The organism is Armatimonadota bacterium (assembly GCA_031459715.1).
Lineage (GTDB): Bacteria > Sysuimicrobiota > Sysuimicrobiia > Sysuimicrobiales > Humicultoraceae > Humicultor > Humicultor tengchongensis.
Map to the genome: position 1 here is coordinate 73,800 of JAVKIA010000005.1, position 15,015 is coordinate 88,814.

Below are 15,015 nucleotides of genomic sequence, written 5' to 3' on the forward strand. Positions count from 1 at the left end.
TCAGGCCGGCTCCGGGAGGACCGGGTCTCCCGTAGCCGTGTAGGGGCAGATGGAGTTGAAGGCGCAGTAGCGGCAGGCCCGGTAGTAGTCCGGCGTGGCGATGAAGTGCTGCGCGCGCAGGCCCCGGGCCACGTGCTCGATCACCTCCCGGGCGTCGTCCAGCATCCCTTCCTCCGGGTGCGCTGTCCCCACCAGCACCTGGTGCGGGCCGAGGAAGTGCAGCTCCAGGCGCGCTGGCAGCTGCCCGTAGACCTCCCGGTAGGCCAGGGCGTACACCGCCAACTGCAGACTCTCCCGCGCCCGCCGGTCGGCCTCCGCCTGGCGGCGCACGTCGCTGGTCTTGAAGTCGATGACTACCGGCTCACCGCCCCGCAGGTCAACGCGGTCCCAGCGGCCCTTCACCCGGGTCATCCCCACCTGGAAGGAGAACGGCGCCTCGACGAAGGCAGGGCGCAGCCCCAGGTGGTCCTGGAAGTCCAGGAACTGCCGCAGGACCTGCCGGCCTTCCTCCATCCGCTGGTCCTCGTGCTCTCGGCTGATGAACCCCTCGTTCACCCAGGCCCGCTCGAAGGTGGCCAGCAGGTCGCCGTAGGTGACGGGTTGACCACGCGCCCGCCGCCGGTTGTACTCCCGCACCGCCTCGTGAATGGCGGTGCCGTAGACCACGCGGTGGTCGCGCAGCAGAGGGACGCGCAGGATATGGGTGTACTTGTACTTCAGGGGGCAGGTGGCGTAGTCGTCCACCTGGCGAAACGAGAGGACGACGGGCTGGTCCTGCGGGGCCACCCCGGACAGCGTTTGCTGCCCCTCTGCCGGTGGCGCGTGCCGGTGGATCGTCTCCACCGCGGAGGCGCGGAACTGGGCCCCGTCGGGCGCTGGCCGGTCCAGCGCTTCCAGGACGAACCGGCTCACCTTGCGCGGCCGCGCCCCGCCATAGTCGCGGGCGCTGGTGAGAAAGAGCTCCTGCCGGGCCCGGGTCATCCCCACGTAGAACAGGCGCCGTTCCTCCTGCAGGTGAAAGTCGCCGGAGGGCAGCAGGTCCTTGACCAGAGGGTCGGGCAGCGGGATGGGCTCGCCCCGGTTCTGCGTGGGGAACCGCTGGGAGACGCAGGAGACGATGAAGACCACCGGGAACTCCAGGCCCTTCGCCTTGTGCACGGTGAGCACGCTGACCGCGTCGGCCTCAGGGTCGGCCTCGGCCACGGGAGGGTCGTCGCCCGCGGCGATCAGGTCGTCCAGATGGCGGACAAACTCCGGGACGCGGTCGTAGGCGGCGATCTCCCCGTAGCGGGCCACGATGTCGAAGAAGCGGGCCAGGTTCTGCACCTGGGCCTCGTCGCCAGGCCGGCCGGAGGTGGCCAGACGCCGGATGTACCCGGTACGGCTGACCAAGTAGGTGTAGAGCACCCGCCCGGTGGAGTGGTCCGTCATCAGGCGGCGCATCTCCTCCAGGTCGTCCAGCAGACGGCTCAGGGCGGCGCGGGTCTCTGCGGAGAGCTCCTCCGCCAGGTCGGGATGGTGCTGCAGCCTGCGGAAGACGTACTCCAGCGTCCGATTTTTCCGGTGGGCGTAGGCCAGCGCCTTGGCCAGATCGGTGGGGTCCAGCAGGTACAGGGGTGAGACCCCCAGGTAGTACAGGCTCAAGTTGTCCTGCGGGTTGGCCAGGGCACGGAGGAAGGCGATGGCCAGGCGGATCTCTTCCCGGTTGTACAGGCCGCGGCTCCCGGTGAAGCGGTAGGGCAGGGCACGCATGTTCAGGGCGCGGAGGAACGGATCGGCGTCGCTGTTGCTGCGCACGAGAATGGCGAAGTCCCGGTAGCGGTACGCGCCGGAGGCCACCCGCTCGGCGATGATCCCGGCCACACCGTCCGCCTCGCTGCTCAGGGTGTCGAAGTGCAGGTGGGTCACCTGCGGACCGCTGCCGTTTACGGACAGGAGGCGCTTGTCGATGCGGTTACGCACCTCCAGTCGGTCAGGGTCGTTGTGCCGGATGAGCCGGTAGGCCGCGTCCAGCACCGACTGGGGTGATCGGTAGTTCCGGGTGAGGACGATGAGCCTGGCGTAAGGGTAGGCGGCGGTGAAGCCCAGGATGTTGCTGATGGAGGCGCCTCGGAACTTGAAGATGGACTGATCGTCGTCCCCCACCACGGTGATGTTTCCGTGCCCCGCCGCCAGCAGCTGCACCAGCTGGAACTGCGCGTAGTTGGTGTCCTGGAACTCGTCCACCAGGATGTACCTGAACCGTTCCTGGTACTGCCGGAGAATGGCCGACCGCTGCCGGAAAAGGCGCAGCGGGAGGACGATCTGGTCGCCGAAATCGACCAGGCCGTGCTTCGCCAGCAAGGCCTGGTAGGTCTGGTACGCCTGGGCCAGTTCGGCCTGCTGGGCCGCGGCGTCGCGCAGCTCCGCGTTCTCGGGCTCCGCCCTGCTGGCGGCGGCCAAGCCCTCAGCATAGGCCCGGTACTCCTCGGGGCTGACGTCCTCGTCCTTGGCCCGGCTGAAGAGGGCGATCAGGGCCTCCACGTACCGCGTGGGATCGCCCAGCGGGCGGTAGTAGTCCAGCGGCAGGTCGAAGAGCCGCTCCTTCAGGAAGATCACCTGCTCCGCGCGCGAGAGGACGCGAAAGTCTGGCGTCAGCCCCAGCTCCAGGGCATGTTCCCGCAGGATGCGGTCGCCGAAGGCGTGGAAGGTGCAGATGGTGATGTCGGTGTACCCGTAGGGCACCAGCAGGTCCACCCGCTCCTCCATCTCGGCCGCCGCCTTGTCGGTGAAGGTCAGGGCCAGGATCTCGTCGGGGCGGGCGCGCCTGGTGGCGATCAGCCAAGCGATGCGGCGCGTAATCACCGCGGTCTTCCCCGTCCCCGCACCGGCCACGATGAGCAGGGGGCCTTCCTCGTGCGTCACGGCTGCCCGCTGCTCCTCGCTTAACCCCTCGAGGATGCGGTCGACGGCGTCGGTGCCCGGTCCATCGTCTCCGGGCGCGGCTCCAAGCTCCAGCGCCAGCTGGGCGCCCGGGGAGTAGCGGCCGGGTGCCTCCTCCTGCATCAGTCCGATAGCTCTCCTGAAATCTCGATCCTGTTCCCGCCATGGCGGCGCAACAGGAGGGTGATCACGCCTCCGGAGAACCCGCGGCGGCGCAGCAGGCCGGCAAGGCGGCGCAGGCGCACCTCCACCGGCAGGCCGCTCAGGCGGCGGAGGTGGCGCTCCGCGAGGGCCGCCGCCAGATCAGCCTCCTGAGCCGCAAAGACCTCTCGCACGGCCTCGTCGGCGACGGTTGGATCAACGCCTTTACGGCGCAACTCCGCCCGCGCCCGTGCTGGTCCGCTCTGGCCCAGGGCCCGGTGCTCCGCCCAGGCCCGGGCGAAGCGGGCGTCATCCAGCAGGCCTTGCGCAGCCAGCTCGGCGACGACGCCGTCGATGGCCGATGGGGAAAACCCCCGCTGCCTCAGGCGGGTGGCGACTTCGGCCCGGCTGCGCGGGCGGTATCGCAACAGAAGCAGGGCCGCCCGGCGGGCGCGCACCCGCTCCTCAAGGACGGCGAGGCGGACCAGCAATCCCTCGTCGACCGCCATCTCCGGGAAGAGTCCCGCGGCGGCCACCTGATCTGCCTCCAGGAGGAAGCGCCGTCCGTCGGCCAGGATAACCGCACGTAGAACCCCTTGCCGGCCGGCCGGCCGGATGCGCGCGACGAGTGGCATCTACGCCTTGGCCCTGACTGCCGCCTCCTTGGCCGCGACGACCTCCCGCTTGACCTCCGGCCTGACGGGAACCTCTTCCCGCCGGCCGTCTCCCGCCTCGCGCGGGGGCCGCCGTGGCAGGCCCAGACTCTCCCGCACCCGCGCCTCGATCTCCCGCGCCAGCTCCGGGTTGTTCTCCAGGAAGTCGCGCGCGTTGTCCCGACCCTGCCCCAGGCGGATGTCGCCGTAGGCGAACCAGGTCCCGCTCCGGGTGATCAGGTTGAGGGCGTGCGCGGTATCCAGCAGGCTCCCGGCCCGGGAGATGCCCTTGCCGTAGAAGATGTCTACCTCGGCATCGCGGAACGGAGGGGCCAGCTTGTTCTTCACTACCTTGATCCGCGCCCGCATGCCCTTGACCTCTTCCCCGCTCTTGATGTTCTCGGTACGCCGGATCTCCATGCGCACTGAGGCGTAAAACTTCAATGCCCGCCCCCCGGTGGTGGTCTCCGGCGACCCCCACATCACGCCGATCTTTTCCCGGATCTGGTTGATGAAGATGACCGTGGTGCGGGACTTGCTGATGGTGCCCACGAGCTTGCGCAGGGCCTGGGACATCAGCCGGGCCTGCAGCCCCACATGGGCATCGCCCATCTCGCCCTCCAGCTCCGCCCGGGGGACGAGGGCGGCCACGGAGTCGATGACGATGACGTCCACGGCACCGCTGCGCACCAGCATCTCTGCGATCTCCAGCGCCTGCTCGCCGCTGTCGGGCTGGGAGAGGAGCAGGCTGTCTACGTCTACCCCCACCGCCCGGGCATAGTTGGGGTCCAGCGCGTGCTCCGCGTCGATGAAGGCCGCCACCCCGCCCTCGCGCTGCGCCTCCGCGATGATGTGGTATCCCAGGGTGGTCTTGCCGGAGGCCTCCGGTCCATAGACCTCCACCACCCGGCCGCGGGGGACGCCGCCCACCCCCAGGGCCGCATCCAGCGCCACCGATCCTGTGGGGATGACCTCGACCTGCAGCTTCGCCGAGGCCTCCCCCAGTTTCATGATTGACCCCTTGCCGAACTGCTTCTCGATCTGGGTCAGTGCAAGTTCCAGAGCCCGCTGGCGCTCATTCATTGCTCTGCCTCCCCCCGCTCCGGTGGCGCCACGTTACCAAACAAATGTTCGCCTGTCAACCCCGCAAAACGTCCCCGGACCGCCGATAGCTCCAGTGTTAACCTTGGTATCAGGACACTACCAGGTCCTGCGCCCTCGGCCGTGTTCCTCCCCTATATCTTGCGGTCCACCCCTGGAGAGTTCAAGGCCGGCCCCAGCGGAACCTCCTCCACCCGGGTGTACCTGGCGCCCCCGGGACGGAGGTGACTCTCCATGACGGCGAGGAAGCGCACCTCCTGGGTACCCACAGCGGCCTCGCGGAAGCCGCTTACCGCCCGCACCAGGTCTCCCCACACCCGGCGGTCGCGGACGCGTGCCAGGGTGAGGTGGGCTACGAAGGGTCGCTGTTCGGGGGGGAAGTGGTGGCGCGCCAGGGTTGCGTCCAGACGCGACGAGAGGGCGGCGAGTGCCTCGCTCCCCTCTCGCACCCCGACCCAGACCACCTGCGGCCGCTGCAGGGAGGGAAAGGCGCCGATGCCATGGAGGGTGAGGCGGAAAGGCTGTGCTGCGGCCGCCGCCTCTCGCGTGGCCAGCCTGACCTGGGCCAGCTGTGCAGGTGTGATCTCACCGAGGAAGCGCACCGTAAAGTGGAGGTTCTCCGGGGAGATCCACCGCAGCCGCGCTCCGGCCCGCTCCAGGTCCCGCTCCAGCGCGTCGATCCGCTCCCGCAGGTCCGCGGCCAGCTCCACGGCGATGAAGATGCGGTGCCGAAGACCTTTCGTCCTTTGCTGCCGCATGCGCTATCGCAACAGGTGGAGCCGCAGCAGGTTCAGGGCGGCCTGGCTGGCCAGGTACTTGATGCCGCGACGGCCCGCCTCCGCTCCAAAGCGCCACTCCTGCACCGTCTCCTGCTCCCGATCGACCAGGGCGCAGTAAACGAGGCCCACCGGCTTTTGCGCACTGCCTCCCGTCGGCCCGGCAATCCCCGTTATGCCCAGGGCGAGGTCGCTGCCAGCCTGCTGCTGTACCCCGCGAGCCATGGCCAGGGCCACCGGCGCGCTCACTGCCCCGTGGCGCTCCAGCAGGTCGGGCGCCACCCCCAGGAGCGCCACCTTCGCCGCATTGCTGTAGGCCACCACCGCGTGGAGGAAGTAGGCGGAACTCCCCGGGACGTCGGTCAGGCGGTCGCCGATCAACCCTCCGGTGCACGACTCGGCCACCGCCAGGGTCTTCCCCGTCTCCAGCAGCAGGCGGCCGGTGACCTCTTCCAGCGACTCGCCGTCGGCGGCGAAGACCAGATCGCCCAGGCGCGCCCGCACCGCGGCCTCCCCGGCGGCCAGCGCACGCTGCACCTTGTCGGGGGGTCCCTTGGCGGTGAGCCGCAGGTGCACTTCGCCCAGCTTGGCGTAGGGCGCAATTGTGGGGGTCTCCATGTGCAGGAGGTCGCGGATCTGCTCCTCCACCGCGGACTCCCCCAGCCCCGTTACCTTCAGCACACGGGAACGGATGACCACCCCTCCCGTGCGGACCCGCAGCCAGGGGATGAGAAAGTCCTGCACCATGCCTTCCATCTCTGCCGGCACCCCCGGCATGATGACCACCGTGGTGCCGGCATGGGAGATGACCACTCCGGGCGCTGTGCCGCGGCGGTTGGGGATCACCTGCGCGCCCGCAGGGACCAGCGCCTGTTTGTACACCGAGGCGGGGGCTGCTCGGTGGCGCGCGGCGAAGAACGCGCGGATCTGCTCCGCCACCGACTCTTCCCGGTATAGAGGCAGCCCCAGCGCGCCGGCCACCGCCTCCACCGTCAGGTCGTCTTCGGTCGGCCCTAGGCCGCCGGTCATCAGCACCAGGTCGGCACGGGAGAGGGCCAGGCGCACCGCCTCCTGGATGCGGGAGAGGTTGTCGCCCACCGTCTGCTTGAAGAACAGGTCGACGCCGGCTTCCGCCAGCACCTGCGCCAGGCGTACGGCGTTGGTGTCGGTGACCTGCCCCAGCAGCAGCTCCGTCCCCACGGAGATGACCTCCGCGCGCACGGTCAGGGCTCCTCAGGGGGACGGGGGAAGCGCAGCTCCACCACCTGCCCGGGCCGCCCCAGTGGCCCCAGCGGTCGTCCGTTTACGGAGAGCTGAACGGCGGCGGCATTGCCGATGCGGACGGAGAGGTCACGCATCGCGCTCCAGGTGCGGGTCTCGCCCGCCTCGAGAATGCCCTGAAAGACCCGCTGCCCGTCGGCGGCGACCCTGAGCCAGGACCTCCCGGTTGTGGACAGCACCAGGGTGATGCCGGCGGCGGGCGGAGGCGGGCTCTTCACGGGAGCCGGCGACGGTGGGACGGTGGCCGGAACAGGAGACGCCTGGAGCGGAGAGGGTTCCGGTCCTGCGGTGGGCACCGGCCGGGAGAACTCCCGCAGCTGCGTGTAGCCCACGTAGGCGGCGTAGAGACCAAAGAGCAGGGCTGCCCACAGCAGCAGCGCAGCGACACGGCGCCATCGAGGCATGGGCCGCGCGGGCTCCAGCGGGACCTCCCCGGGGCCGGTCAGATCCGGGGAAGGCGGAGGAAGCCGTCCGGAGACCTCGGCCAGCAGGCGCTCCGCATCCAGCCCCAGCAGCCGGGCGTAGGCACGAACGAAGCCCTTGCTGTACGGCGGAGGGGGCAGGATGTTCAGGCGCTCCTCCTCCAGCGCGGCCAGGTACGCCGCGCGGATCTTGGTTATCCGCTCGGCATCGGCCAGCGAGAGGCGGCGCGCCTCGCGCGCGCGGCGGAAGGTCTCTCCAAATCCTGAAGGAGCCTGCACGCCCTAGTGTTTGCCTACGCGGGAAGCCTTTCCTCTGTCAACGCCACGGCGATCTCTGCCGCCAGTGCCGCGTTGGCCTCCAGGAGGGCCAGGTTGGCTTCGACAGCGCGCCCCCCGGTCAGACGGTCCACCTCATGCAGCAGGTAGGGAGTGAGCTCTCCGCCGCGGATGCCCTCGGCCTCCGCCCGGGCCGTCGCCCGGGCCACGGCATCGGCCACCTCCTCCGCCGGCAGCGCCCACGGGGCCGGCGGAGGATTGGCCACCAGCAGGGCGCTCGTCTCCCCCAGGCGCTCCCTGGCCCGGGCGATGGCAGCGATCTCGTCCACCGAATCCGCCGACCAGGGCACCGGGTGACCACTGTCGGCGACATAGAACGACGGAAAGCGGGTGGTGCGGTAGCCGAGCACCGTCACCCCCCGGGTCTCCAACGCCTCGAGGGTAGCGGCGATGTCGCAGATAGCCTTGGCGCCCGAGCACACCAGGACCAGGGGACGGCGGCTGAGCTCGTCCAGATCGGCAGAGACGTCCCAGGTGTGCGCCGCGCCCGCGTGCACCCCGCCGATCCCGCCGGTAGCCTGCACGCGCAGGCCCAGGGCGTGGGCCACCGCCAGCGTGGCAGATACCGTCGTCCCGCCGCTGGCCTGCCGGGCCATGGCCACGGCCAGGTCGCGCCGCCCCACCTTGACCACCCCGTGCACCGCCAGATGGGCCAGGTCGTCCTGCCTCAACCCCACGCGCACGCGCCCGCCGATGAGCGCCACCATTGCCGGAACCGCCCCGTGGGCCCGGACGGCGCGCTCCACGCGTACGGCCGCCTCCAGGTTGGCCGGGGCGGGGAGACCGTGGGTGATCACCGCGGACTCCAGGGCTACCACCGCGCCCCCCAGGCCCAGCGCCACCTGGATCTCGTCACTGACGTCAAACGGGCTGTGCACCATCATGCCCGCCTCCCTCCAGAACCTCGTCTCGCTCCGACAAGTACAGTTCCCACTCCCGGGTGCACATTCCCCCATATCCTCACCGTCAGGGCCGCGGCCAGCGCCGCGCGCGGGAGGAGGCGACGGGGTGTCCAGCCGGTGAGCAGGCCGAAGAGGACGACCCCCGCCGCCGTGTCGCCGGCTCCCGTGGCATTCACCACCCGTGCCGGGTAGGCCGGCGTCATGGTCCAGTCATCCCTCAGCAGGCCCAGTCCCCCCTGCCCCAGGGTGATCAGCACGGCCTGCGGCCCCTCCACCTGCACCGCACGAGCCAAGTCCGCCGCCTCCCGCGGGTGCCCCGCACCTGCTCCAAGAAGGGCGCACGCTTCGGCCTCGGTTAGGCAGAGCAGCCATGTGCGCGGCAACAGCGACCTCAGACGGACGACCTTTGCCGGGGAGGTCCCCACCAGGGCCAGGCGACGCGCCCGCCGGGCCAGATCCCGCAGCACCCTCGGAGCGGGGTTTGCGTCCAGGACCACCAGGTCGGCATCCTCCAGGGGGAGGTGACGCCAGACCGATGGTGGGGCGGCTTCCACGACGCCGGTGTCGGCGACGCCACACCCCTCCACGGTCACGTAGATGCCGGTCCGTCCCCGCCTGCAGACGACCGCCGAGACATCCACCCCGGCGGCGGCGGTGCGGGCGATCAGCCAGGCACCCCAGGCGTCGGCGCCGACCACGGACGCCAATTGCACCCGCGCCCCAAGCCGCGCCAGCACCTCAGCCACGTTCCGCGCCACCCCTCCCGGCACCACGCGCACCCGTCCTGGGGTAGAGATCCCCTCTCCGATCGGCCCGCCAGCCTGCACCTTCACATCGACGTTGGCGCCGCCGGCCACCAGCACCCCGGGCACGAAACCGTCCGCCCCGCGGAGATTCCTCACTCCACCCCGGGCAAATCCCGCGCGGTAGACTCCATGCGCGCCGGCCCGTGGCCTCAACGATCCCCTACCCACTCCTCCGCCCGGGGAAGGATCGCGCGTGGCCACCCGCCGCGTGCTGGCCGCAGCCGCAGCAGCGATTCCACCTCCCGCAGCTGGTATAGCCGCTGCCGTCGTCTCCCCCGACGGTAGCTGCGCAAGACGCCGCGGCTGACATAGGCGTAGAGCGTCTGCGGCTTGACCCCGAGGAGGGCGCAGACCTCCTGCGCGGTGAGATAGGCTTCTTCCTCAACCCACACGACCATGGCTTCAAGCCATGTATGTTGACACATATTGATTCGTATTGACTCACACAATCCCTCCCGCAACAGGCAAAATCCGGGACAGCCCTCGGCCGAGGCCGCCATCACCACCGCGCTGTCTGCTGTTACCCCCGCCCCCGCGGCAGGAGCGCCATGCGCCGGCAGGGAATGCTACCTGCAGATCTCCAGGCAGCGGCGCAGTAAGTCTGAATGGCCACAACGAGGAGGGGCTCTATGCGTACTCGACAGTGGGTTCCGGTCCTGGTCACGGTAGTCGCGGCCCTGTTGCTTCAGCCCTTCGCGCAATCCTCGGCCCCCGCAGCCCCCAGGGCCTTCAAGATCGCCGTGGTCTCCGACGTAGGAGGGCGCGGCGACCTCAGCTTCAACGACATGGCTTTCAAGGGCGGGGAGGACGCCGAGCGGGACTTCGGCGTGCGCATGGTGGAAGTGGTGAGCAAGGTTGAGGCAGACTACGTTCCTAACCTGACCACGGCGGCGCGGGATCCTGACGTGCAACTGGTGGTCGGGGTAGGCTTTCTGCTCAGTGACGCCCTGGCGGAGGTGGCGCGCAAGTTCCCCGACAAGAACTTCGTGGGCATCGACACCTTCGCCCAGTCCATCGTCAAGAGCAAGTACGCCGCCCAGTACCCCCTTGCCAACCTGATGGACGTGGTCTACGAGGAGCATAAGGGGAGCGCGCTGGTGGGGGCACTGGGAGCCCTGCTTGCGGCGCAGTACAACAAGCCCTACATCGGCGGCGTCTTCGGTATCGAAATCCCCGTTCTCTGGAAGTTCGAGATCGGCTACAAGTGGGGGGCCCGCTGGGGAACCGAGTGGCTGGCCAAGCACCAGCCGGGGAAGGCCTTTAAGTACAACACCGGGTTCGTCCTGTGGACCTACACCGGGACCTTCAGCGACATTCCCAAGGGCTACGCGGCGGCCAAGGCCATGTACGCCAAGGATGCGGTCGCCGTCTACAACATCGCCGGCCCCCTGGGACTGGGAATCAACCAGGCCGTGCAAGAGCTGGCCAGGGCCCGGGGCCTGAAGATGGGGCCGCCCTTCTGGATCGGTGTGGACGCCAACCAGGACTGGATCAACCCCGGCTTCGTCATCGCCAGCATGATGAAGCGGGTGGACAAGGGCGTCTACTTCACCACCAAGTGGGTGCGGGACGGGAGGTTCCGCGATCTGGTGAAGCAGAACAACGGCGTCCTGGTCCTGGGCATCGGCACGCGGGTGGCTGGGGCCCTGGCGGAGGGAATCTCCGTGAGCACGCTGGCGGACCTGGAAGAGTTCGTCAAGATGGGGGAAAACGCCCAGAAGCTAACGGGGAAGAAGGTCCTCCCCGCTCCCCCGGCAGAGATTCGCGCCCGGGTCAAGGCCATGCGGGACGCGCAGCCGCCGTGGATCTGGAGCGCGATGGCCGAGCTGGAGCGGGCGATCCGGGAGGGCAAGGCGGTCGTCCCCCTGGTGATCACCAAGCCGGACATCGAGAAGTGGCGTAAGGAGCTGGGCTAGGCCGGTCACGGCGTGACCGCCTGGGGCAGGTCGGCGGATCGGGCCACCACGGGCCGGAGAGGCCGGCCTGCCCGTTTAATTGCGCCTCCCGCCACTCGCCAGGGCGCAATGGGCGCGCCACCGGAGGCGGGCCAGGCAGGGGCGCGTGGGGACGGGCGGTGATCCGGATGCACTCGCAGCTGCACGTTGAGATGCGCGGCATCCACAAGGTCTACGCTGATGGGACGGTCGCCCTGCGGGGCGTGGACTTCCACCTGCGCCGGGGGGAGATCGTCGGTCTGCTGGGCGAGAACGGGGCGGGCAAGACCACCCTGATGAAGATCCTCTCAGGGCTGCTGCGGCCCACGCGGGGGGAGCTGGTGGTCCAGGGGCGGACCGTGCAGTTTCGCAACCCCGACGACGCCCTGCGAGCCGGCATCGGCATGGTGCACCAGACCTTCACCCTGGTCCCGCCGTATACGGCCCTGCAGAACATCGTCCTGGGACAGGAGGAGGCCGCCCCCCTGGCCCCGCTGCGGGTGCAGGTGGCGCAGCAGCGGGTCTCCCAGCTGCTGGCCCAGACCGGTCTTGCGGTCCCCCTGGACGTCCCGGTGGAATCTCTGCCCATCGGGGTACAGCAGCGCGTGGAGATTCTCAAGGTCCTCTACCGCGGCACCTCGGTACTGATCCTGGATGAACCCACCTCCGCCCTGACGCCCACCGAGGTCGGCGATCTCTTCGACTTTCTCGGGCGGCTGAAGGCCGGCGGCACCACCATCGTCTTCATCACGCACAAGCTGCGGGAGGTGCTGGAGATCTCCGACCGTATCGTTGTCCTGCGCGCCGGGCAGGTAGCGGGGGAAGTCCCGGCGGAGGGGGCGTCCGCGGAGGACCTGGCGGAGCTGATGGTGGGCCGGAAGATCGTCCCCCGGGTCAGCCGCTCCGCCCGGCCCGCAGGGGAGCCGGTGCTTGCCGTGCGGGACCTGCGTGTGCTCAACGACCAGGGAGGAGTGGCGGTGCGGGGGCTCGGCTTCGAGGTGCGGGCGGGAGAGATCTTCGGCATCGCCGGGGTGGAGGGCAACGGACAGAGCGAGCTGGTGCAGGCCCTCACCGGCCTGCGGCCGCCGGCCGGAGGCGAGCTGGTGCTGAACGGCACCCGCGTGGCGCACCTCCACCCCCTGGCCCTCTACCGGCAGGGGGTCTGCCACATCCCGGAGGACAAGGCCCGCTTCGGCCTTGCCCTCAACTTCGACCTGGCCGAGAACGCCATCCTCAGCCGGCAGGCGGAACCCGTCTTCCTCCGCCCTATGGGCCGGCTGCACTGGACCCGTATCCTGGCCTACGCCCGGCAACTGGTGGAGCGGTTCAACGTGATCGCCCCCGGGATCCGCGCCGCGGTACGCAGCCTGAGCGGAGGCAACCAGCAGCGGCTGCTGGTGGGCCGTGAGCTTAGCAAGCAGCCGGTGCTGGTGGTGGCCATGCACCCCACCCGCGGCCTGGACATCGCCTCCACCGTGTACATCCGGGAGCTGCTGGTGCAGATGCGGGACCAGGGAAAGGGCGTCCTCCTGGTCTCGGCCGACCTGGACGAGATCCTGGAGCTCAGCGACCGCATCGCCGTCATGTACGAGGGGGCGTTCATCGGCACGGGGACGGCGGAGGAGTTCAGCCGGGAAGAGATCGGCCTGATGATGGGAGGCGTCGTCCCGCGGGGCCGCCAGTGAGCGCCCGCCTCCGCCTTCCCCGACCACTGGTGGAATCGCTGGCCACCATTGCCGTCGGCCTGGTGGCTGGTGGCCTGCTGATGCTCGTCTTCGGCAACAACCCGCTGCGGGCTTACCAGGCCCTGTTCGTGGGCGCCTTCGGCAGTCTGGAGGACGTGCTGGAGACGCTGGCCTTCGCCACCCCGCTGATGCTCACCGGCTTGACCTTTGCGGTGGGGGTTCGGGCGGGGCTTTTCAACATCGGGGCGGAAGGGCAGATGTACCTGGGTGCGGTGGGCGCCACCTTTATCGCCGGGACCTTCCCACTGCCGCCGCTTCTGCACGTGGCCACAGCTACGCTGGTGGCCATGCTGTGCGGGGCGCTATGGGCGCTGCCCCCAGCCCTGCTCAAGATCTGGCGGGGCGTCCACGAGGTTATCTCCACCATCATGTGCAACTGGATCGCCTTCCACCTGTCCACGTACCTGGTCATCTACTTTCTCACCGGGGCGGGACGCGCCGACTCTACACGCCCCGCCCTCCCCACCGCCCGTTATCCAGTTCTCTTCGCCGAGTCCACGCTGACGGCCGTCATCTTCGTGGCGGTGGCCTTTTGCCTGGTGGTCTACCTGTACCTCTGGGGGACGCGGGCCGGCTACGAACTCCGTCTGGCCGGCGAGAACCCGGAGGCCGCGCGCTACGCCGGCGTCCACGCCGGTCGGGCCATGCTTCTTAGCTTCGGCATGGGCGGCCTCGCCGCGGGGCTGGCCGGGGCCAGCCAGATCATCGGCCGGCCCCCCGCCTGGTCTCTCTACGCCACGCTGGGCAACGTGACCACTCTGGGTTTCGACGGCATCGGCGTCGCCCTGGTCGGCCGCAGCCACCCTCTGGGCGGCATCCTCGCCGCCTTCCTCTTCGGCGCGCTGGCGCACGGGGGCCGCTTCATGGAGTACCACGCCGGCGTCCTCTCAGAGCTCGTCCGCGCCATCAACGGGCTGATCGTCCTCACCCTGGCCGTCCCTGAGCTCTGGGCGATCGTCCGGCGGAGGCTGGGACGGTGAGCGCGCGGGGGCGCCTGATTGCCACGCTTCTGGGCGCGGGTGCCGTGGCCTTCTTTGCCTCCGCCCTGCAGCGCCTGGGGCTGAACCCTCTCTCGCTGCTGGAGGCGGGCCTGCTGGCCATGACCCCGCTGGCGCTGGCCGCCGTCGGCGAATGCCTTAACGAGAAGGCAGGGGTGGTGAACATCGGACTGGAGGGCATCCTCCTGATCAGCGCCATCACCGGGGTGTGGGCGGCGGAGATCTTCGGCAGCGGCACGGCTGGGTTGCTGGGAGGGCTGGTCACCGGCGCGGTCATTGGGCTGGTTCTGGGGCTGGTCAGCGTCTACGGTCGGGCAGACCAGATCATCGCTGGCATGGGTCTCAACATCTTCGCCCTGGGCTTCGGCCCCTTCTTGCTGATCAGCCTGTGGGCCTTCCCCGGAATCCACCTCTTTCCGGAGGAGTTGATGGTGCCCCGCCTGCGGACGCCGATTGGCGGCATCAGCCCGGTGACCATCGCCGCCGTGGCCGTCGCTGTCCTGGCCCACCTCCTCCTGCACCGCACGGTGCTTGGGTTTCGCATCCTGGCCGTGGGGGAGAAGCCGGAGGCGGTGGATGTGGCCGGCCTGCGGGTGGACCGGCTGCGGCTGCTCACCAGTACGCTGGGCGGGGCGCTGTGCGGTGCGGGCGGGGCCTTCCTCCCCCTGGCCTGGTTTGGAGGAGTGGTGAAAGAGATCTCCGCCGGCCGGGGCTTCATCGCCCTGGCCTGCGTGGTCTTTGCCGGCCTGGAGCCGCTCCTGGCCCTGGGCGCAGCCTTCCTCTTCGGCTTCGCCGAGGGGTTCTCCTACGCTGTCGCCGTCACCCCCGGGGTCAAGGAGCGGATCCCGTTCTACTTCGTCAGCATGGTGCCGTACGTGACCACCCTGGTGGTGGTTGCCCTGGTCATCGGCCAGCGCCGCTTTCCCCGCACCATCGGCCGACCTTATGTTCGGGAGTGACCGCCTCCCCCGGCCTGCTGCGGGGGTATTCGAGATGCC

13 protein-coding genes are annotated in these 15,015 nt (G+C 69.7%); 4 read left to right on the plus strand and 9 right to left on the minus strand.

Translation table 11 applies throughout. From position 1 onward, the window contains the following. The 9 genes from QN152_03630 to QN152_03670 form a co-directional block, all read right to left on the minus strand. Window positions 1-3,045 carry an ATP-dependent DNA helicase gene (locus QN152_03630; GenBank protein MDR7538604.1) on the minus strand — a complete coding sequence of 1,015 codons (3,045 nt, stop codon included), beginning with the start codon at window positions 3,043-3,045 and terminating at the stop codon, window positions 1-3. Continuing rightward, complete coding sequence (locus QN152_03635) at window positions 3,045-3,698, minus strand: RecX family transcriptional regulator (GenBank protein MDR7538605.1); 654 nt, start codon at window positions 3,696-3,698, stop codon at window positions 3,045-3,047. Before QN152_03635 ends, QN152_03630 begins: the two co-directional genes overlap by 1 nt. Continuing rightward, a complete protein-coding gene (gene recA / locus QN152_03640; GenBank protein ID MDR7538606.1) occupies window positions 3,699-4,799 on the minus strand; it encodes a recombinase RecA in 1,101 nt (366 codons plus the stop codon). A 152-nt stretch (window positions 4,800-4,951) separates the two neighbouring features. Next, window positions 4,952-5,575: an RNA 2',3'-cyclic phosphodiesterase gene (thpR, locus tag QN152_03645; GenBank protein MDR7538607.1), complete on the minus strand. Its 624-nt coding sequence runs from the start codon at window positions 5,573-5,575 to the stop codon at window positions 4,952-4,954. 3 nt (window positions 5,576-5,578) lie between these two features. Beyond that, entirely contained in the window at window positions 5,579-6,814 is a 1,236-nt protein-coding gene (locus QN152_03650) for a competence/damage-inducible protein A (GenBank protein ID MDR7538608.1), read from the minus strand. 2 nt (window positions 6,815-6,816) lie between these two features. After that, window positions 6,817-7,575: a DUF4115 domain-containing protein gene (locus tag QN152_03655; protein ID MDR7538609.1), complete on the minus strand. Its 759-nt coding sequence runs from the start codon at window positions 7,573-7,575 to the stop codon at window positions 6,817-6,819. A gap of 14 nt (window positions 7,576-7,589) precedes the next feature. After that, on the minus strand, window positions 7,590-8,516 hold the full coding sequence (locus QN152_03660) for a pseudouridine-5'-phosphate glycosidase (protein ID MDR7538610.1): 927 nt from the start codon (window positions 8,514-8,516) through the stop codon (window positions 7,590-7,592). After that, window positions 8,513-9,406, minus strand: a complete 894-nt coding sequence (locus tag QN152_03665; protein MDR7538611.1) for a PfkB family carbohydrate kinase — start codon at window positions 9,404-9,406, stop codon at window positions 8,513-8,515. Before QN152_03665 ends, QN152_03660 begins: the two co-directional genes overlap by 4 nt. Before the next feature lie 83 nt (window positions 9,407-9,489). Next, the gene (locus tag QN152_03670; protein ID MDR7538612.1) at window positions 9,490-9,738 is read right to left on the minus strand and encodes a helix-turn-helix domain-containing protein; all 249 of its coding nucleotides are present in this window, start codon (window positions 9,736-9,738) and stop codon (window positions 9,490-9,492) included. A 231-nt stretch (window positions 9,739-9,969) separates the two neighbouring features. Between QN152_03670 and QN152_03675 the strand changes: the two genes are divergently transcribed. The 4 genes from QN152_03675 to QN152_03690 all read left to right on the plus strand — a co-directional run bounded on the left by QN152_03675 (window position 9,970) and on the right by QN152_03690 (window position 14,976). Continuing rightward, window positions 9,970-11,256, plus strand: coding sequence for a BMP family ABC transporter substrate-binding protein (locus QN152_03675; GenBank protein ID MDR7538613.1), 1,287 nt, complete (start codon window positions 9,970-9,972; stop codon window positions 11,254-11,256). Between the two features lie 167 nt (window positions 11,257-11,423). Beyond that, window positions 11,424-12,959, plus strand: coding sequence for an ABC transporter ATP-binding protein (locus tag QN152_03680; protein MDR7538614.1), 1,536 nt, complete (start codon window positions 11,424-11,426; stop codon window positions 12,957-12,959). Further along, on the plus strand, window positions 12,956-13,999 hold the full coding sequence (locus tag QN152_03685; GenBank protein MDR7538615.1) for an ABC transporter permease: 1,044 nt from the start codon (window positions 12,956-12,958) through the stop codon (window positions 13,997-13,999). Before QN152_03680 ends, QN152_03685 begins: the two co-directional genes overlap by 4 nt. Continuing rightward, entirely contained in the window at window positions 13,996-14,976 is a 981-nt protein-coding gene (locus QN152_03690; protein ID MDR7538616.1) for an ABC transporter permease, read from the plus strand. Before QN152_03685 ends, QN152_03690 begins: the two co-directional genes overlap by 4 nt. Window positions 14,977-15,015: the final 39 nt, after the last annotated feature.